Consider the following 19044-nt stretch of genomic DNA (forward strand, 5'->3'; position numbering starts at 1 on the left):
TCTCACCCAGATCGTCGCGCTATAAACCGCGCCCTCCGATGCCCTGCGCTGCGTCAGCAATGCGGCACAGGCCACCTGGACGGTACAGCTTTCCCATCAGATGGCGGGCTTTACATCCATATTGGTCGAGCTGCCTATGAGCCTGCTCTTCGCGCAGCAGCGCCGCTAGTGCGCAGGCGCCCTGCTTACAACCAGCGCGCCTGTTCACCATCAGCGATAGCTTCGCCCAAGCCAGGCGATAAAAAATCTCGATCAGCGTGCCGCGATCAGGATCGGACGGTCAGTTCCGACCTGCGCCATCTGACGCGCGCGTTCGCCGGATTTGAGCTGCTTCAGCATATCGTCATGTTGATCGGTATCGTTCGCGACGATGATCCACGCTTCGAACTTGGACCCCGCTGGGACATTGCTCGGCAATGGCAGCAGCGATCCCATGCGGCGCACGGCGTGTGTCGACAGGCGATCGATGCCGCGGGATGAGGAAGGTTCCACAAGCGTGATCATCTGCGGCCTGCCCGTATCGTCCAGCCGGAACTGGACCCGCGAATAGCCAACTTCGGCACTTCTGCTGAAGGTCGCCGACCGGCGGATGCTGTTGGACAGGCGCTTGGCCGTCCGGTCGGACCATTTCGTGAAGCTGGCTTCATCCTGGGGCGCAACCACGGTGAGTTGATGATTTTGCTGTTTGGCGATGGCTCCTGCGGGGAGGAGCAGGCCGGCGAAAAGCGCAAGGGTCAAGGGCTTGGCGAACATGATGGCCTCCTCTGCACGATCTTCCGATTTGTCGTTGAGGTGCCACTGCGGCGGTAGAGGACCAGCCGAGAGCGGCTCGTCGTTTATAATGGTAAACGGCCAAGCGGGGTAATAATTATATCGTGCGCCCGCCTGAGTAAGATCGAATATTTCAACTTTCGGCGAGCTTAGCTTGCTCGCTGCTCATGGCGGTCCATGAAATCTCGCCGCCACTTTTCAACGGCTTCCATCACAGCTTTCCGCAGGGGAATGCGCGACTCGCGCGGCAGCTGATCCCGTTGGGTCGAAGGGCGCACCATCAACCGGCAGCGATCGCGACTCCGACGGCCTCGCCCACCTTGATGCCGTCGATCGCCGCTGACAGGATACCGCCAGCATAGCCGGCGCCTTCGCCTGCCGGATAAAGGCCCGTCACATTGAGGCTCTGGAGATCGGCACCCCGCGTGATCCGAACGGGCGAAGAGGTGCGCGTTTCGACACCGGTCATTACCGCGTCTGGATGATCATAGTTGGCGATCTGGCGGCCAAAGACCGGCAGCGCCTCACGGAAGGCCTCCAGCACGAATTCCGGCAGGCAGCGCGACAGATCCGTCATCGTGACCCCCGGCTTGTAGGAGGGAACGACCTCCCCCAACTCCGTCGAAGGGCGGTTGCCGAGGAAGTCGCCTACCCGCTGTGCGGGGGCATGATAGGAGGAGCCGCCCGCGACGAAGGCCATGCTTTCCCAATGGCGTTGCAGGTCGATGCCGGCCAGCGGGCCGCCCGGATAATCCCGTTCGGGATCGATGCCCACGACCAGTCCCGAATTGGCGTTGAACTCCGCACGGGAATATTGGCTCATGCCGTTGGTGACGACGCGCCCCTCCTCCGAAGTCGCCGCCACCACGCGCCCGCCGGGGCACATGCAGAAGCTGTAGACGGTGCGGCCATTGGCACAATGATGGGCAAGGCTGTAGGCGGCAGCCCCCAGCACAGGATGGCCCGCGCAGTTGCCGTAGCGCGCGCGGTCGACCCAGCTTTGCGGATGCTCGATCCGCACGCCGATGGAAAAGGGCTTGGCCTCCATATGCACGCCGCGACGATGGAGCATCTCGAATGTGGGGCGGGCGCTGTGGCCCACCGCCATGACGACATGATCCGCTTCGATAAAGCTGCCATCGGCAAGATACAGCCCGCGCAGCCGCTGCGCGCCGTCGCCCTGCCGCTCCAGTTCCAGATCATCGACCCGATGCTGCCAGCGATATTCGCCGCCCAATCCCTCGATCTGGCGGCGCATGGTTTCGACCATGGAGACGAGGCGGAAGGTGCCGATATGCGGATGCGCTTCGGTCAATATGTCCTCCGGCGCGCCCGCTGCGACAAATTCCTCCAGCACCTTGCGACCCAGGAAGCGCGGGTCCTTCACCCGGCAATAGAGCTTGCCGTCGGAAAAGGTGCCCGCCCCTCCCTCGCCGAACTGGACATTGCTGTCAGGATTCAGTTCTGCGCGGCGCCACAGGCCCCATGTGTCCTTGGTCCGTTCCCGCACCACCTTGCCGCGGTCGAGGATGATCGGTCGGAAACCCATCTGCGCAAGGATGAGGCCAGCGAACAGCCCGCACGGTCCTGCGCCGATGACGATGGGCCGCTTGCCGGACCATCCCTCGGGTGCCTTGGCGGGGAATTTATAGTCGGTGTCCGGGCGCGGGCGGACGTCATGATCCTTGGCGAAGCGCGCCAGCACAGCCGGTTCGTCGCTCAGTTCGACGTCGACCGTGTAGACCAGCTGGATTGCACTCCTCCGCCGGGCGTCATTGCCCCGGCGGACGACGACGTGGCTGAGCAGTTCGCCCGGCTCGAGCCCGAGGCGCGCGCAAATGGCGGCGGGCATCGCTTCGGCGGGATGGTCGAGGGGCAGTTTCAATCCGGAAAGGCGCAACATCCGCCTGCCCCTAGACCCAATGGCGAGTCGGCTCCAGTGCTGTTAGGGAGTGCCTCTCTTGACCCAGCTAGAAACGGGCCCGCACCCCGCCGTAAACGGCGCGGCGCTCGACCGGATAGAAGGCGACGCTGCCTTCGTTCGCCGCCGTCGCAGGATTGTCGGGCGCGTAGCGCACCAGCGCGCCCATGTCCCCCACTGCACGCCGGCCAGTCAGGTTGCGGGCGTCCAGGAACAGGGTCAGCCCTTTCCTTACTTCCGCCTGGGCGCCAAGGTTCAGCATCGCATAGCCACCTACCCGCTTGCTGTTGGCATAGTCGACCCAGGCGCCCTGCGGCAGCCATTCCACGGCGGGCGACACACTGACCCGATCGCTGCCCAGCTTCAATTCCGCGCGATAGAAATGGCGCGGCACCACCGGCAGGCGGTTGTTTCCGAACTGCACATCATCGCGGAAGCGGAAGTCGCTATACTGATAGACCTGCCGCAACGTCATCCAGGGCGCGAGCGTCAGGTCCAGCCCGGCTTCCGCGCCCTGATGCCGCGTCCGTTCCGCATTGAAGGTGGATGCGAGAACCCCGACGCTGGGGTTGGTCGTATATTGCAGCATCTCGCCGCGCAGATCGGCGCGATAGAGGCTGATGTCCCAACTGGCGATGCCAAGGCTGCCACGAGAGCCGATCTCGAAAGTCCATGCCCGCTGCGGGTCGAGAGGCGTGAAGCCCGGGGCGCCGCCCGCAGGGGTCTGGCCCAGTTCTATAAAGCCCGGCAGTTCGACCGAGCGGCTGTAATTGGCGTAGAATTGCACATCGGCGCGCGGTTCGAACAGCAGCCCGAATTTGGGCGCGAAGCTGTCGAAGGAAGCCTGCCCGCTGCGTGCCGGTGCGCGCACATTGTCGATCCGGCGCTCGCCCTGCGTATAGATGCCCCCGGCGATCAGCCAGAACCCCGGCAGCGGCGCAATGCGGGCCTCGCCATAGCTGTTGATCGTCTCGGCATGAGCCTTCTGCAAGGACGGGTAGAGCGGGGTGACGCCGAGCGCCGGCTTGCCGTCGATGTTCACGAACTGCCTGAATGTGCCTCTACCGAACCGCGCTTGCGTTCCCAGGGTCAGTTCAGCGGGCATGCCGCCCAGTTGCCCCGCAAGGTCCAGGCTCGCGAAAAGGCCCCTGTCCTCCGACTTCTGGTCGACGACCATGTTGATCGGATGGTTCAATGCCTTGGCATTATAATAGGCGCCAAAGGCCAACTGGCCTGCGCCCAGAGTGACGGTCGTGCGGTTCTGCAGCCGGATCGAATCAATATCGCGCGCCTGATCGCCGCTGACGCTTGCGGGATTGGCGGCCCTCGGGTCGTTTCGCAAGGCGCTTTCGCTCAGCGACCCCGACAGCTTCTGCCGGATCGTCTGGGCGCTCGCATAGAAACGCGTCTCTATCCTGTCGCTGACCTTCAACCCCACATTGCCGTTGAAGCGCAGCGCCCGCCGCCGCCCATGGTCGCGGTCGCCGTCCGAGCGATCGGCTGTCAGCGCCAGCCATGCGTCGCCCCGCTCGCCGGCATAGCCGTAGGCGGCCTTGCCCCGCAGCGTGTCGAACGCTCCGCCATCGATCCGTAACTCCGCACCCGGCGCGCTGCGTCCCGTCGGCGTCGCGGCGTTGATCGCCCCGCCCAGCGTCGATCCGCCGAAGCGCAGCGCGTTGCCGCCGCGATAGACCTCCAGTTGCTGGAAGACTTGGGGATCAAGCTCCTGAAAATCGCCATTGTCGTCGGCCATGTTGATCGGAATGCCGTCCTGCAGCAGCGTCAATCCGCGCATATGGAAGCCGCGCGACAGGCCGGAGCCGCGGATCGAGATGCGCACCTCCTGCCCGAAGCGCGGCTGGGTATAGACGCCCGGAGAGAAGCCGAGCGCATCCCGCAGCGAGAGGGCAAGCTTATTCTCGAACTGCTCGGCGCCCACCACATCGGCGCCACCGGGCGTGCGGCTCACGCGCGCGGAGGCTTCCTCCGCCAGTTGGGCGGCGGTGACGATGATCCGGCCCTGCTCCGCCTCCTCGGCTTGGACAGGAGCGGACAGGACACAGGCAAGAGCGCACAGCGAGATGCCGCGCGAAACGGAAGTTACGGACATGGAAAAGAACCTTGCTGAAAAAAGCTACGCGGATGCGGAGAGTTGTTCAGAAGGTCCCAGGAGGTCCGGAGGAAGGCGGCGGCGGCGCGGCAAGCCGCGCAACCAGACCGGTCTTGAGCGCGAAAGCGATCGGCCCGAAGCCCAGCTGCCAGGCTGGCAAGGGCAGGTCAGCCAGCGCCAGTGGTGGCAGGATAGGCTGCACTGATGCGGCGAACGGGCAATGCTGCTGCACAGGGGCGCCACCCTCATCCTGATGGTGCGACTTGCCCGGCGCGCGGTCGCGATCGACCACCACATTGACCGCGCCCTGCCCGGTGCAAAGCGTCACGACCACGCCCTGCGCCGTGCGCAGCGGCATGAAGCCGGAGGGCGCGAAAAGCTGGATGGCGAGCACGAGCAAAGCCAGCGTCGCCATCAATGCGCGCGCCCCTCTCGAATGTCTTGCCACCCCCATCATGCGCCTTGCCCTAGCGGCGGCGGGCCGCGCTGTCATCAAGACAAAGCGCCCACCCCAATTGCTTGACGTTAACGTAAGGCAACGATAGAAAGCGCGCATGGACAAACGCAGCAGTATCGCCGGCATCGAGCTGCCGGACCATCAGCATCGGCAGACTTACACGATTTCCGACCTCTCCGGTGAGTTCGGCGTGACCGCCCGCGCCTTGCGCTTCTACGAGGATGAGGGGCTGATCGCGCCGCAGCGGCAGGGCCTTGCCCGCATCTACTCCCGCCGCGATCGCGCCCGCCTCGCCTGGATATTGCGCGGCAAGCGGGTGGGCTTCAGCCTGTCCGACATTCGCGAAATGATCGATCTCTACGACGCCGATGAGGAACATGAGGAGCAGCGGCGCGTCACCATCGCCAAGTGCAAGGCGCGGATCGAATTGCTGACCCGGCAGAAGGACGACATCGATGCCGCCATTGCCGAACTGTCCCAATTCGTCGTCGCGATCGAGCAATAACCCGCTTCAAAAAACGATAATAGTCCGGAGAAGATCATGCCCAGCTATACCGCGCCTATCCGCGAAACCCGCTTCGTCCTCGATCAGGTGCTGGGCCTTGAACGCTACGCCAATTTGGCTGGCTTCGAAAATGCGACGCCTGATCTGGTCGAGGCGATCCTGACCGAAGGCGGCAAGATCGCAGCCGAAGTCCTGTTCCCGCTGAATGCTGTGGGCGACAAGGAGGGCTGCACCCGGGACGCCGACGGCAATGTGAAGACGCCCGCTGGCTTCAAGCAGGCCTTCGACGCCTATGTCGAGGGTGGCTGGACGACGCTCCACGCACCGGCCGAATATGGCGGTCAGAACCTTCCCAATGTGGTCGCGGCGGCGGTGGGCGAATATGTCCTCTCCTCCAATCACAGCTTTGAAATGTATCACGGCCTCACCAACGGCGCGGTGCAGGCGCTGCTCGCCAAGGGTAGCGAGGAACAGAAGCAGAAATACCTGCCGAACATGGTGTCCGGCAAATGGACCGGCACCATGAACCTCACCGAACCGCAGGCGGGCACCGACCTTGGGCTCATCAGAACACGGGCGGAACCGCGCGGCGACGGCAGCTATGCCATCACCGGTACCAAGATCTTCATCTCCTCGGGCGAACATGATCTCGCCGAAAACATCATTCACCTCGTCCTCGCCAAAACGCCGGGCGCACCGGAGGGCAGCAAGGGAATATCCCTGTTCGTCGTGCCGAAGTTCCTCGTCGAAGAGGACGGGGCGCTTGGGGAGCGCAATGCTGTTTCCTGCGGATCGCTTGAACATAAGATGGGCATTCACGGCAACGCGACCTGCGTCATGAACTATGACGGCGCGACCGGTTGGCTGGTGGGTGAGGAGAATAAGGGCCTCGCCGCCATGTTCATCATGATGAACGCGGCCCGCATGTGGGTCGGAATGCAGGGCCTGGGTCAGGCCGAGATCGCCTATCAGAACGCCGTCCATTATGCCCGGGAGCGGCGGCAGGGCCGTGCGCTGACGGGGGCCAAGGATGTCGATGAGAAGGCCGACACATTGTTCGTCCATCCCGACGTGCGCCGCATGCTGATGGAAGCAAAGGCGCTTACCGAAGGGCTACGCGCGCTGATGCTATGGGGCGCATTGCAGGTCGATCTTGCCCATCTGGCTGCGACGCAGGAGGAACGGGAGGCGGCGGACGATCTGGTCCAGCTGCTGACCCCGGTGCTGAAGGGCTATGGCACCGACAAGGGCTTCGACGTCGCGGTCATGGCGCAACAGGTGTTTGGCGGCCATGGCTACATCTGGGAAAATGGCGTCGAACAATATGTCCGAGACGCCCGCATCGCCCAGATTTACGAAGGGACGAACGGCGTACAGGCGATGGACCTTGTCGGCCGCAAGCTGCCGATGAATGGCGGGCGGGCGCTACAAGCCTTTCTCAAGCTCGTCGCCGGCGAGGTCGCGGAGGCGAAGAGCGACGACAAGCTCTCCAGCTTCGCCGAGGCACTGGAAAAGGCGAGCGGGCAGTTGGGCGCGGCCACCATGTGGCTGATGCAGAATGCGATGAAGAACCCCGACAATGCGGGTGCGGGTGCCGTGCACTATATGCACATTCTCGGCATCGTCGCGACCGGCCTCATGTGGCTGCGCATGGCGAAAGCCGCTGCGGCCCAGCTTGCAGCCGGCGAAGGGGACGCCAAATTCCTGGAAACCAAGCTGGTGACGGCGCGCTTCTTCGCCGAGCGCATCATGCCGGACGCCGGCGCATTGCGGCGCAAGATCGAGGGTGGAGCGGAAAGCTTGATGGCGCTTGATCCGGACATGTTTTTGGCGGCGTAGCTGCTGTGCCTTCGTCTGCGATGGATGGCTAACGGACTGGCAACTGGTCACCGGCAGCTCCGGTGAGGCGGATATCCAACTCCCCAGCGTTGCGCTCGGGGTAACGTCAGGAGATGGGTTCCCGCTTTCGCGGGAATGACGAATGGGTGGAGAGCGGACATTCTTCTCTTATCCCTCTCCCTTGAGGGAGAGGGCTGCGCAGGCTTGGCAGCTTGCTGCCTAGCCGTAGCTGGGTGAGGGGGTGATCCGGGCTAAAGACTGGCCTGTAGCCGCTCCCCCTCATCCAACTTCGCCTAGCTTCACTCCGTTCAGCAAGGCTCCGTATCCTTCTTCCTCCAAGGGAGAAGGAATGTCTTGCTCTGGTCAACAGCAGACATCAACAAAGCGCAGATGCTCAGCACCCAGTGCATGCCTCAAACTGAAGCAGGCTTCAATCGCCCCACAATTCCTTGAGCTTGCTGAAGAAGCCGGTAGATTGCGGACATTCCTCACCCGTTTCCGTCTCGCGAAAGGCTTCAAGCAGTTCGCGTTGTTTCGCGGTGAGCTTGGTCGGCGTCTCGACATCGACCTGGATCACCAGATCACCCTGCCCACGGCCGTTCAGCACCGGCATCCCCGCACCGCGCTGGCGGATCTGCTTGCCTGATTGGATGCCGGTGGGAATCTTGATCTCGTGCCGCTGGCCGTCGAGACCAGGCACTTCGATGCAGCCGCCCAGCGCAGCCGTCGTGAAGCTCACCGGAGCGCGGCAGAATAGCGTTGTGCCGTCTCGCTCGAACAGGGCGTGGCGCTTCACATGCAGGAAGATGTAGAGATCGCCCGCCGGCGCACCGCGCGCGCCCGCCTCGCCCTCGCCCGACAGACGAATACGCGTACCCTCGTCCACCCCGGCCGGCACGTTCACGGACAAGGTTTTGGGCCGATCCACCCGACCCTCGCCCCGACAGGAGCGGCACGGGCTTTCGATGACCTGGCCAGCGCCATGACAGGAAGGGCAGGTCCGTTCGACCACGAAGAAGCCCTGCTGCGCCCGGACCTGCCCATGGCCCTGACAGGTGCCGCAGGTTTTGACGCCGGTGCCGGGCTGCGCGCCCGATCCTTCGCAGCTATCGCAGGCGGCTGAAACCTCTATCTCGATCTCGGTCTGCTTACCGTGATAGGCTTCATCCAGCGTGATTTCCAGGTCGTAGCGCAGGTCCGCACCGCGCCGCTGCGCCTGGCGCCCGCCGCCGCCAAACCCACCCTGACCGAAGATCGTCTCGAAAATATCGCCGAGGTCGGAAAAGCCGCCCGCGCCGCCCCGGCCATTGAAGCCGCCACCGCCGCCATTCTGGAACGCGGCATGGCCGAACCGGTCATAGGCCGCGCGCTTCTGTGGGTCCTTGAGGCACTCATAAGCTTGCGAGACAGCCTTGAACTTGGCCTCGCTGTCGATGCAGCCCCCGGTCTTGTCGGGGTGATATTTCATCGCAAGCTTGCGATAGGCGCTCTTGATCGTCGCTGCGTCCGCCGTGCGCTCAATCTCTAGCAGCTCGTAAAAATCAACTTCGGTGCTCATCTCGCCCCCGGCCGTCCCTCCCCCGACATGCCGGGATCGGCATGCGGGGGAAGCACATCAGCTTACGCCTTGTTATCGTCCACTTCCGAGAATTCGGCATCGACGACATCATCGTCGGCCTTCGGAGCGTCAGCGCCCGGCGCTGCGGCCGCCGCCTGCTCCTTCTCGTAAATGGCCTGGCCCAGCTTCATCGCAACGGTCGCGAGTTCCTGCGCCTTCGCCTTCATTGCTTCGGCGTCGCCGCCCTCGACCGCCGACTTGGTCGCTGCGATCGCGGTTTCTATTTCGGACTTGAGACCCGCGTCCACCTTGTCGCCATGCTCGGAAAGCTGCTGCTCCGTGGTGTGGATCAGGCTTTCGGCGTTGTTCTTCGCCTCTGCCGCCTCACGCTTCTTCTTGTCCTCTTCGGCGAAGCGTTCGGCATCCTTCACCATCTGGTCGATATCGGCGTCGGACAGACCACCCGAAGCCTGGATGCGGATCTGCTGTTCCTTGCCCGTGCCCTTGTCCTTGGCATGGACGTTGACGATGCCGTTCGCGTCGATGTCGAACGTGACCTCGATCTGCGGGACGCCGCGCGGTGCAGGCGGAATGCCGACCAGGTCGAACTGGCCCAGCATCTTGTTGTCCGCCGCCATTTCACGCTCGCCCTGGAAGACGCGGATCGTCACCGCCTGCTGATTGTCGTCAGCGGTCGAGTAGACTTGGCTCTTCTTGGCCGGGATCGTAGTGTTGCGGTCGATCATGCGCGTGAACACGCCGCCCAGCGTCTCGATGCCGAGGGAGAGCGGCGTCACGTCCAGCAGCAGCACGTCCTTGACGTCGCCCTGCAACACGCCCGCCTGAATGGCCGCGCCCATGGCGACGACTTCGTCCGGGTTGACGCCGGTATGCGGTTCCTTGCCGAAGAACTCCTTCACCGCCTCGCGCACCTTGGGCATGCGGGTCATGCCGCCGACGAGGACGACTTCGCTGATCTCGCTCGCCGAAACACCCGCATCGGCCAGTGCCTTCTTGCAGGGGTCCATGGTGCGCTTGATGAGGTCGGCCACCAGACGCTCCAGATCGGCGCGTGTAACGGTCTTCACCAGATGCTTGGGACCATTCTGGTCTGCGGTGATGAAGGGCAGGTTGATCTCGGTCGACTGCGCCGACGACAGTTCGATTTTCGCCTTTTCGGCCGCTTCCTTCAGACGCTGGAGAGCGAGCTTGTCCTTGGTGAGGTCGATTCCCTCTTCCTTCTGGAAGCCCGACGCCAGATATTCGACGACCTTCGCGTCGAAATCCTCACCGCCCAGGAAGGTGTCGCCGTTGGTCGACTTCACCTCGAACACGCCGTCGCCAATCTCAAGGATGGAGATGTCGAAGGTGCCGCCGCCAAGGTCATAGACCGCAATGGTCTTGCCGTCCTGCTTTTCGAGGCCATAGGCCAGCGCAGCCGCAGTCGGCTCGTTGATGATGCGCAACACTTCAAGGCCCGCGATCTGGCCCGCGTCCTTGGTCGCCTGACGCTGGGCGTCGTTGAAATAGGCGGGAACGGTGATGACCGCCTGGGTGACTGTCTCACCCAGATAGCTTTCGGCGGTTTCCTTCATCTTCTGCAGGGTGAAGGCAGAAATCTGCGAAGGCGAATAATCCTTGCCGCCGGCCTCGACCCATGCGTCGCCGTTCGGCCCCTTCGAGATCGAATAGGGGACCAGTTCCATGTCCTTCTTGGTCATGGGATCGTCGAAGCGGCGGCCGATCAGGCGCTTCACCGCGAAAACCGTATTGTCCGGATTGGTCACGGCCTGACGCTTGGCGGGCTGGCCGATCAGGCGCTCGCCATCCTTGGTGAAGGCGACGATCGACGGCGTGGTGCGCGCACCTTCCGCATTTTCGACGACCTTGGGCTTGCCGCCTTCCATCACGGCGACGCAGCTGTTGGTGGTGCCCAGATCGATGCCGATTACTTTTGCCATTTTGTCCTCTTTGAACCCCAAATCATATTCAGCGGTTGACGGCCCAATACCTCACGAAAGCGCCAAGGCAAGGGCGTTTGCGCAAGGGATATAGGCGTGGTTTCGCTTGGCACAAGAAGGGCGGACGATTAGCGTGCGAAACGATCGGAAATGAGACAGTCACGAAAGCCTTGTCTATGCGCGCCTTAGCTCTTCTCGCCTGCCTTGCCGCCCCGCTCGCGCTCAGCGCCTGCGGTGATCCGGCGCCCACATATATCGATCAGGCCTGGGTGCGCCTGTCGCCCAACAAGGATGCGCCGTCCGCCGGTTATTTCGTCGCGCATGGCGGAGACTCAGGAACGCAGCTGCGCGGCGTCCTCACCGACTATGCGCTCAAGGTCGAGATGCACGAGAGCATGGACGAAGGTGGCAAGATGAGCATGAAGCCGATCGACAGCGTCGATATCCCCGCCCAGGGTCAGGTCGCCTTCGCGCCGGGCGGCAAGCATCTGATGCTGTGGGGCGTCAACGACACGGCGATCAGCCGGGGCAAGATGACCTTGACCTTCCTGCTCGCAAACGGCGACCGGCTGCTGGTGGATGCGGTGATCCAGAAGCCGGGCGCCGCAGCTCCCAAGCCGCAGGAGCATAAGGGCCATTGACCAGCCGCCCGCTCACGGAGGCGGAGGTTGCCCTCGCCCGATCCATGTTCGGGGATGCTATCGACTATGCTCCGGTGCGGGTGCACGACCGCAAATGGTGGCCGCTACAGCCGCGGAATGTGACCATGGCGCCTGACGGCGACCTCTGGTTCCACCCCGCCTCCGGCCTGTTCTGCGCGGACTTTTGCGAAGGGCCGCTGCACCTTCAGGGGCATTTCATCCATGAGATGACCCACGTCTGGCAGGCCCAGCGCGGGGGCAAGTGGTTCCTGCCGCTGATGCGCCATCCTTTTTGCCGGTACAGCTACGAGATCGTGCCGGGGCGCCCCTTTCACCGCTACGGTCTGGAACAGCAGGCGGAGATCGTGCGGCATGCCTTTCTGCTGCGCCAGGGCGTGGCGGTGCAGGGAAAGCCGGGAAGAGAGGTGTTCGAGGCGCTGCTGCCGTTCTCGAAGGCTTAGCATCGGATGGTCATGCTGAAGCGTGGTCCCGCCTCCGCAGGAGCACGTTGCGTGCTGTTGAAACAGAACAACTGCATCTCGTCCGCAGCGCAATCTGCTATACTCCAGCCATGCGCCTGCCTCTCGTCCTTCTCCCGCTCACCGCTTTCCTCGCCGGCCCGGCGCTTGCCCAGCAGCCGCCCGAGCGCAGCGGGCATTATTATCTCCAGGGCGTCATGGAGACGGGCTCGGAACTTCTGCTTCAGCCTGACGGCCGCTTCCAATGGTATCTGGTCTATGGCGCGCTCGACCTGTTTGCGGAGGGACGCTGGACCGCGCAGCAAGGGACCGTCACCCTCACCTCGGAAAAGACGAAGGAGGTTCCCGAACCGGGCTTCAAGACGCTCGTCCTCACCATCCGCGACAAGGCGCTCATCCCGCCGGATGGGCGCGGCGCATATATGCGCCCAGCCTACGAAAAGGAGTGATCCGCTACCCTCCTCCCCCCTCCCATGATAGGTAAGTGGCCGCGCGACCACGCGGCCTCCGAGTCTTCACAAGGGAGAGGGAATATGACGCTCTCGATCGGCAGCAAGGCCCCCGACTTCACCGCCCAGACCACGCAAGGCACAATACGCTTCCATGAATGGCTGGGCGACAGCTGGGGCATCATCTTTTCGCATCCGAAGGATTTCACCCCCGTCTGCACGACGGAACTCGGCTATCTGGCGAAGCTGGCGCCAGAGTTCGCCCGCCGCGATTGCAAGGTGATCGGCCTCTCGGTCGATCCGGTCGGCAATCATGATCGCTGGCTGTCGGACATTCGCTCCGCGACCGGCGGGGACGTCACCTATCCCATCATCGGCGACAGCGATCTCAACGTCGCCAAGCTCTACGAGATGCTGCCCGCCGGCGCTGGTGATACCTCAGAGGGCCGCACTGCCGCCGACAACCAGACCGTTCGTACCGTCTATCTGATCGGTCCGGACAAGCTCATAAAGGCGATGCTGAGCTATCCCATGAGCAGCGGCCGCAATTTCGACGAGGTGCTGCGTCTGCTCGACAGCTGCCAATTGACTGCGAAGCACAAGGTGGCGACCCCGGTGAACTGGCGATGGGGTGAGGATGTCATCATCGTCCCCTCCGTTTCGGACGAGGAGGCCAAGCAGCGCTTCCCCGACGGCTGGAACAGCGTCACACCCTATCTGCGCGTCGTTCCCCAACCGCAGGATTAGGCGGCGATGTTCTTCGCGGTCTTCAAGGATGGCGAAGGATGCAAATCCTATATCATCGCCAATGAGGCCTGCTGCGCCGCAGCCATCATCGACCCGGCGCTGGACCTGGTGGATCGCTATCTGGGCGAAGTGAACCGGCAAGGCCTGCGTGTCCGCTACATCATCGACACGCACACCCATGCCGATCATTTCTCTGGTGCGCGGGCGCTGAGGGACGCCTTGCACGCGCCCATCGTCATGCACCGCTTCTCGCCCGCGCCGCATGTGGACCTGCATGTGGAGGACGGCCATTCCCTGCCGCTTGGCGACATGCGCATGCGCATCCTCCACACGCCGGGCCACACCCGCGATTCCATGTGCATCCATGTCGAGGACCGCGTCTTCACGGGCGACACGCTGCTGATCGGCGGCACCGGCCGCACCGACCTGCCCAGCGGCGATCCGGAACAGCTGCACGACAGCCTGTTCCATAAGCTGCTCAGCCTGCCTGACGACACGCTGGTCTATCCGGCGCATGACTATAAGGAGCGCGAAGGATCGACCATCGGACAGGAGAAGGCCGCGAACCCACGGCTCGCTCACGCCGAGCGGCAGGATTTCGTTTCGATGATGAACAGCCTCAACCTGTCGGCGCCGACCCACCTGACCGAAGCGCTACGCACCAACATCTCGGGCGGCAAGACCGTGCGCCAATTGCTGGCCGAGGCGAGCGCGCGGGTGCCCTTCATGGCGATGGAGGAGCTTCTCCGCCGGCTCGACACCCGCGCCAACGACTTCGTGATCCTTGACGTGCGCGAAAGGGACGCGTTCATGCAGGGCCATGTGCCCGGCGCGCTGCACCTGCCACGCGGCCAGCTGGAACTACGCCTGAATGAGGTGCTGCCGGATCCGAGCGTGGAGGTGCTGACCGTCTGCGAGCTGGGCAAGATTTCGACGCTGGCCGCCGCGACGCTGCACGATCTCGGCTTCCCCCGTGCGACGGCGCTTGACGGAGGTATCGCCGCCTGGCGGGAACAGGGCCATCCGCTGGAACGGGCGGACAGCTAAGTCCAAGATAAGCCTTATCGCACCGCAGGCTCCAGCAGCCGGACCGTGCCAGCGTCGGCGTCGATTTCCGCCAAACCGCCGATCGGCAGGCTGAACTGGTTTGCCACATGGCCGAAGGCTGCGCCCTGAAAGGCGGGAATGCCCAGCGGCGCCAGATGCTGCTGCAACACTTCCGACAAGGTGAAGCCGCCGTAGGACGGCCCGGCCGGGCCGCAGCCGGTGCACTGGCCGAACACGACCCCGGCCACCTTGCCCAGCACGCCGGCGAGCGCTAGTTGCGTCAGCATTCGGTCGACACGATAGGGTGGCTCGTCCACATCCTCCAGGAACAGGATGGCGCCGCCGAAATCCGGCAGCCATGGGGTTCCCATCAGCGTCGAAAGGACGGTCAGGTTGCCGCCCAGCAGCCGTCCGCTCGCCTTGCCGCCCCGGAAAGTCCGCACTCGTCCGCTGCGCTGGACCAACCGATCCTCCTGCCCTTGCGGATTGGAGAATGTGGGCGTGGCTCCATCGAAAGTGACGGCCCGAAACGCATCCCAAGAAAAGCGCGACCAGCTCGCGCCGGCATTGGGACCGTGGATCGTGACGAACCCCGCCCGCGCGGCGAAGGCGAGGTGCAAGGCGGTGATGTCGGAAAAGCCGATCAGCAGCTTGGGATTGGCCCTGATCGTTCGGAAATCAAGATGGGGCAGCAGTCGCGCGCAGCCCCACCCGCCACGCACGGCAAAGACGGCCCGCACTTCCGGATCCGCAAACATGGCGTTCACATCGGCCGCCCGCTCCTCATCCTTGCCGGCGAAATAGCCGAAGCGCTGCACCGGATGCTGCCCCAGCTTGGGCTTCAATCCCATGGCCGCTATCGTCTCCTTGACCAGATCAAGGTCGAACAAGTCATCGGTAAAGCCCGCCGGCTCAATCAGTCCGACCGTGTCACCGGGCCGCAGCCGCGCTGGCTTCACTGGTCCTGCAGCCGGCGCCGCCAGTGCCCTCGGGGCAAGCATCGCTGCGCCCATTGCCGCCATGAGGGCGCGTCGATCGACCGTCAAACGCCGCCTCCAACCCGGCAACGAAATCTCCTCGGCATCAAGCGCCTCCTCCTGCTGGCAAAGCTGTCCTGCTTTCGCTAACGCAAGCCCATGAGCATGACCAGCACCGATGCCGATCCGGTCGGCATAGCCGAAAAACTGATCGCCTGCCCCTCCGTCACGCCAGCGACGGGAGAGGTGTTCAGGGTGCTGGAAGGGATGCTCAAGCCGCTCGGCTTCACTGTGGATCGTTTCCTGACAGGGGAAGCGCCCGACGGGCCGGTCGAAAATCTGCTGGCCTGGCGAACGACCGGGGTGGGCCCGCACTTCGCCTTTGCCGGACATTTGGACGTGGTCCCGCCCGGCAATGGCTGGGCGAGCGATCCCTACACGCCCGAAACGCGCGGCGACCTGCTCTACGGGCGGGGAGCTGTGGACATGAAGGGCGCGATTGCCGCCTATGTCGCGGCGCTGCATGGCTTGCCCGATGATCTGCCCGGCACGATCAGCCTGATCATCACCGGCGACGAGGAAGGTGCGGCAATCTATGGAACGCTCGCGCTCATGGACCGGATGGCGGCGCATGGCCTGCGCCCCGATCTCTGCGTGGTGGGTGAGCCGACCTCTTCCCAGCGGTTGGGCGACGTCATCAAGATCGGGCGGCGCGGTTCGGTTAACATGTGGATCAACGTGGCGGGCGTGCAGGGCCATGTCGCCTATCCGCATCTTGCCGACAATCCGATCCCGCGCCTCGTCCGCATCCTCGCCGCCGTCGACGCGATCGTGCTGGACGAAGGCAATGACTGGTTCCAGGCCAGCAATATCGAGATCACCAATCTGGAGGTTGGCAACCCCACCACCAACGTCATCCCCGCCGCTGCTCAGGCGCGCATTTCGATCCGTTTCAACAATGAGCATAGCGGCGCTTCCTTGGTGGAGCGCATCACCGCCCTGGCAGCGGGGGAGGGCGGCACGGTCGAAGCCAAGATCAGCGGCGAGCCCTTCCTGACTGAACCGGGCGCGCTGTCCACGCTGGTGGCGGGCGCCATCCGCCAGGTCACGGGTGTAGAGGCGGAGCTGTCGACTACCGGAGGCACGTCGGACGCTCGCTTCCTCTCGCGCCTTTGTCCGGTGGTCGAATTCGGCCTTAACAACGCGACCATGCACAAGCTGGATGAGGCCGTGGCGCTGGCGGACCTGCGCCACCTGACAGAGATTTATCGTCTGGTGACGATCGGCGCGCTCACCGGCTGAGCGATCAACGCCGGCAGGGCGAAGCGGGCGAGATATTCCTCTTCGCCCATCGGTCGCGCCAGATGATAGCCCTGGAAGAGGGTGCAGCCGATGACGCGCAGCATCTCCATTTGCGCTTCGGTTTCGACGCCTTCGACCACGATTTCCATGCCCAGCCCCTGGATAAGGCCGACTACGGCGCTGCAGATCGTCCGCGCCTCGGCCGAGATGGCGATGTCGCGGACAAGGCTGCGGTCGATCTTGACCCGGTCCACCGGCAGTTCGCGCAGGCGGGAGAGGTTGGAGTAGCCCGTGCCGAAATCGTCGATCGCGATCCGCACCCCGTCGCGGCGCAGCGCCCGGAGCTGGTCGAGAACGCGGGGCTTCATACCCATCGCCAGGGATTCGGTGATCTCCAGTTCCAGCATGGCCGGCGGCGTGCGATGGGCGCTCATCGAATGGCGCAGGCGCAGGAAAAAATCGCCCTGCCCCAGTTCGCGCGGGGAGATGTTGATCGCGATCCGCTGCGCAATTCCTTCGGCTGACCAACGCGCCGCCGTCTCGCAGACGCGGCCCATCACCCAATCTCCCAGCGCTACGATTGCGCCGCTCTCCTCCGCAACAGGCACGAAGGCGCCGGGCATGACCAGATCGCGCTCCGGATGCGCCCAGCGCACCAGCGCCTCGGCCGTCACGGCACGGCCGCTGCCGATTTCCACCTGCGGCTGAAACTCGATCAGAAACTCGTCGCGTTGCAGGCCCAGCAGCAGGTCGCGCTCGAGTTCCGCCCGGTCCGCCGCTTCCAGCGCCAGTTCGGTCGTGAACATCTCGGCCCGGCCGCGCCCCTGATGCTTGGCACGATACATGGCGATGTCCGCCGACCGAAGCAGCGCGGGCAGGGTGTCGCCATGGTCCGGGTAGCAGGCGATCCCGATCGACGCGCCCAGATCGACATGCTGGCTGCCAAGATCGAAACGCTCTCCGAGCGCGAACTGAATACAGCGCGCGATGCGATGCGCCGCTTCATGATCGGGCACGGCGGGCACGAACAGCGTGAATTCATCACCGGCCAGCCGTCCGATCAGCGCATCGCCAAGGCCGGCGCTCGCCTGCGCCATCGCGACTTCGCGCAATCGGCCGGCCACACGCGCGAGCAGTTGGTCCCCGGCCGCGTGGCCGAGCGTATCGTTGACGCCCTTGAACCCGTCGAGATCGAGGAACAGCAGCGCGGCGACGCCCTCCTCGCGGCGTTCCGCCAGCATGCGTTCGACCTGGCGGCAGAAGCTGGCGCGGTTGGCGAGTCCGGTCACCGGGTCAAACAGGGCGAGCGCCTGCACATTGTCGAGATTGGTGCGCACCTGGCTCAGCAGGCTTTCCATCGCGACGGAAAGATCGGGCAGTTCCTGGCCGATATTTGCCGGCACCGCGGATTGCAGGTCGCCATGGGCGGCCGCCACCAGCCTTTCTGTGGCCTTGTCTACTGCGCTGGCGATGGTGGCGACCGTGCGGCGGGCCGACGCCCAGCTCAAGGTGCCGCACAGGATCGCGATAATGAGCGAGCGGCCGACGCCTTCGACATCGGTGGCCTGGTCGTTGCCCAGCACCAGCGAGAGGATGAACACCAGCGCCCCCGCGGCGCAGGCGAAGGCAGTGGCGCGGCTGGTCAATGTCACGCCCTGCATGTGTCTCCTGCCTCGCGCAGCTCGACGGTGAGCTGGATCAAGAGGATATGGAGTGCAGTGGTTAAGAAAAGGTCAGTGGAGCGCTGCGCGGGCCGCTATTTTTTGCGTCGCAATATGACATAGAGCGCGCCTTCGCCGCCGTGGCGCTGATGCGCTATCCGCACGCTCGCGATCCGGTCGGCATAGCTGCTGGTTTCAAGCCAGTGGCCGATCTCGCCCCTGATAGCGCCGCGCCCCGATCCGCCCGTCTTCGGCGGCTTGCCCGTGACGATCAACAGCACGCGGACATTGCGCGCCACGGCGGCGGCAAGCGTCTGGTTGAGCCGACTATGCGCCGCTGCGAGGCTGTGGCCGTGCAGGTCTATCGTAATGTCGGGCGCCAAACTGCCCGCCCGAATACGGCGTTCCCAGCCCGAATCCAACACCGCAGCGGGGGACCGCGGAGGCGCTGCGGCCAAGGGTGTGCTGATAGGGAGCGTCATCTTTTGCGCGGGCGCGCGTAGAGGCACCGCCATACTCGGCACTGGCTCCGCCACACGCGGCCGCAAGGGCCGAACCGACCGGGTCAGCGCCGTCCAGAGCGCCTGTTCATCAGGAGAGAGATGCCGCCGCGCCATGG

At 64.2% G+C, this 19044-nt stretch carries 17 protein-coding genes; 8 read left to right on the forward strand and 9 right to left on the reverse strand.

Annotation, left to right across the window (positions count from 1 at the left end):
• Nucleotides 1–252 precede the first annotated feature (252 nt).
• The 4 genes from L858_RS0117390 to L858_RS0117405 all read right to left on the reverse strand — a co-directional run bounded on the left by L858_RS0117390 (nucleotide 253) and on the right by L858_RS0117405 (nucleotide 5259).
• Nucleotides 253–753 (reverse strand): hypothetical protein, encoded by a 501-nt coding sequence (locus L858_RS0117390; protein WP_022684370.1) that lies wholly within the window; start codon nucleotides 751–753, stop codon nucleotides 253–255.
• Nucleotides 754–1051: 298 nt separating this feature from the next.
• A complete protein-coding gene (locus tag L858_RS0117395) occupies nucleotides 1052–2674 on the reverse strand; it encodes an NAD(P)/FAD-dependent oxidoreductase (RefSeq protein WP_022684371.1) in 1623 nt (540 codons plus the stop codon).
• A 67-nt stretch (nucleotides 2675–2741) separates the two neighbouring features.
• Nucleotides 2742–4802, reverse strand: a complete 2061-nt coding sequence (locus L858_RS0117400; RefSeq protein ID WP_022684372.1) for a TonB-dependent receptor family protein — start codon at nucleotides 4800–4802, stop codon at nucleotides 2742–2744.
• A 46-nt stretch (nucleotides 4803–4848) separates the two neighbouring features.
• Complete coding sequence (locus L858_RS0117405) at nucleotides 4849–5259, reverse strand: DUF2946 family protein (protein WP_022684373.1); 411 nt, start codon at nucleotides 5257–5259, stop codon at nucleotides 4849–4851.
• Between the two features lie 97 nt (nucleotides 5260–5356).
• Here L858_RS0117405 and L858_RS0117410 point away from each other — a divergent pair, with 97 nt between their 5' ends.
• Both L858_RS0117410 and L858_RS0117415 read left to right on the forward strand, forming a co-directional pair.
• Nucleotides 5357–5764 (forward strand): MerR family transcriptional regulator, encoded by a 408-nt coding sequence (locus L858_RS0117410; protein WP_022684374.1) that lies wholly within the window; start codon nucleotides 5357–5359, stop codon nucleotides 5762–5764.
• A 36-nt stretch (nucleotides 5765–5800) separates the two neighbouring features.
• Entirely contained in the window at nucleotides 5801–7603 is a 1803-nt protein-coding gene (locus L858_RS0117415) for an acyl-CoA dehydrogenase C-terminal domain-containing protein (protein ID WP_022684375.1), read from the forward strand.
• Nucleotides 7604–8033: 430 nt separating this feature from the next.
• Here L858_RS0117415 and dnaJ read toward each other — a convergent pair whose 3' ends face one another.
• Nucleotides 8034–9161: a molecular chaperone DnaJ gene (gene dnaJ / locus L858_RS0117420; RefSeq protein ID WP_022684376.1), complete on the reverse strand. Its 1128-nt coding sequence runs from the start codon at nucleotides 9159–9161 to the stop codon at nucleotides 8034–8036.
• Between the two features lie 62 nt (nucleotides 9162–9223).
• Complete coding sequence (dnaK, locus tag L858_RS0117425) at nucleotides 9224–11122, reverse strand: molecular chaperone DnaK (RefSeq protein WP_022684377.1); 1899 nt, start codon at nucleotides 11120–11122, stop codon at nucleotides 9224–9226.
• Nucleotides 11123–11298: 176 nt separating this feature from the next.
• On the opposite strand from dnaK, the gene L858_RS0117430 reads away from it, so the two are divergent.
• The 5 genes from L858_RS0117430 (at nucleotide 11299) to L858_RS0117450 (ending at nucleotide 14485) form a co-directional block, all read left to right on the forward strand.
• Nucleotides 11299–11763, forward strand: a complete 465-nt coding sequence (locus tag L858_RS0117430) for a copper chaperone PCu(A)C (protein ID WP_022684378.1) — start codon at nucleotides 11299–11301, stop codon at nucleotides 11761–11763.
• Nucleotides 11760–12224 (forward strand): hypothetical protein, encoded by a 465-nt coding sequence (locus L858_RS0117435; protein ID WP_022684379.1) that lies wholly within the window; start codon nucleotides 11760–11762, stop codon nucleotides 12222–12224. Before L858_RS0117430 ends, L858_RS0117435 begins: the two co-directional genes overlap by 4 nt.
• Nucleotides 12225–12271: 47 nt before the next feature.
• Complete coding sequence (locus L858_RS0117440; protein ID WP_238564991.1) at nucleotides 12272–12691, forward strand: hypothetical protein; 420 nt, start codon at nucleotides 12272–12274, stop codon at nucleotides 12689–12691.
• Between the two features lie 84 nt (nucleotides 12692–12775).
• Complete coding sequence (locus L858_RS0117445) at nucleotides 12776–13438, forward strand: peroxiredoxin (protein WP_022684381.1); 663 nt, start codon at nucleotides 12776–12778, stop codon at nucleotides 13436–13438.
• 6 nt (nucleotides 13439–13444) lie between these two features.
• On the forward strand, nucleotides 13445–14485 hold the full coding sequence (locus L858_RS0117450) for an MBL fold metallo-hydrolase (RefSeq protein ID WP_022684382.1): 1041 nt from the start codon (nucleotides 13445–13447) through the stop codon (nucleotides 14483–14485).
• Nucleotides 14486–14499: 14 nt separating this feature from the next.
• Here L858_RS0117450 and L858_RS0117455 read toward each other — a convergent pair whose 3' ends face one another.
• The gene (locus tag L858_RS0117455; RefSeq protein WP_037504930.1) at nucleotides 14500–15507 is read right to left on the reverse strand and encodes a S66 peptidase family protein; all 1008 of its coding nucleotides are present in this window, start codon (nucleotides 15505–15507) and stop codon (nucleotides 14500–14502) included.
• Between the two features lie 114 nt (nucleotides 15508–15621).
• On the opposite strand from L858_RS0117455, the gene dapE reads away from it, so the two are divergent.
• On the forward strand, nucleotides 15622–16764 hold the full coding sequence (dapE, locus tag L858_RS0117460) for a succinyl-diaminopimelate desuccinylase (RefSeq protein WP_022684384.1): 1143 nt from the start codon (nucleotides 15622–15624) through the stop codon (nucleotides 16762–16764).
• Here dapE and L858_RS0117465 read toward each other — a convergent pair.
• Nucleotides 16728–18425, reverse strand: a complete 1698-nt coding sequence (locus L858_RS0117465; RefSeq protein ID WP_022684385.1) for a putative bifunctional diguanylate cyclase/phosphodiesterase — start codon at nucleotides 18423–18425, stop codon at nucleotides 16728–16730. The two genes, dapE and L858_RS0117465, sit on opposite strands and share 37 nt — an antisense overlap.
• A 95-nt stretch (nucleotides 18426–18520) precedes the next feature.
• Nucleotides 18521–19042, reverse strand: a complete 522-nt coding sequence (locus tag L858_RS0117470; RefSeq protein ID WP_028056259.1) for a Smr/MutS family protein — start codon at nucleotides 19040–19042, stop codon at nucleotides 18521–18523.
• Nucleotides 19043–19044: the final 2 nt, after the last annotated feature.

Source organism: Sphingobium bisphenolivorans (assembly GCF_000412635.1).
Classification (GTDB): domain Bacteria; phylum Pseudomonadota; class Alphaproteobacteria; order Sphingomonadales; family Sphingomonadaceae; genus Sphingobium; species Sphingobium bisphenolivorans.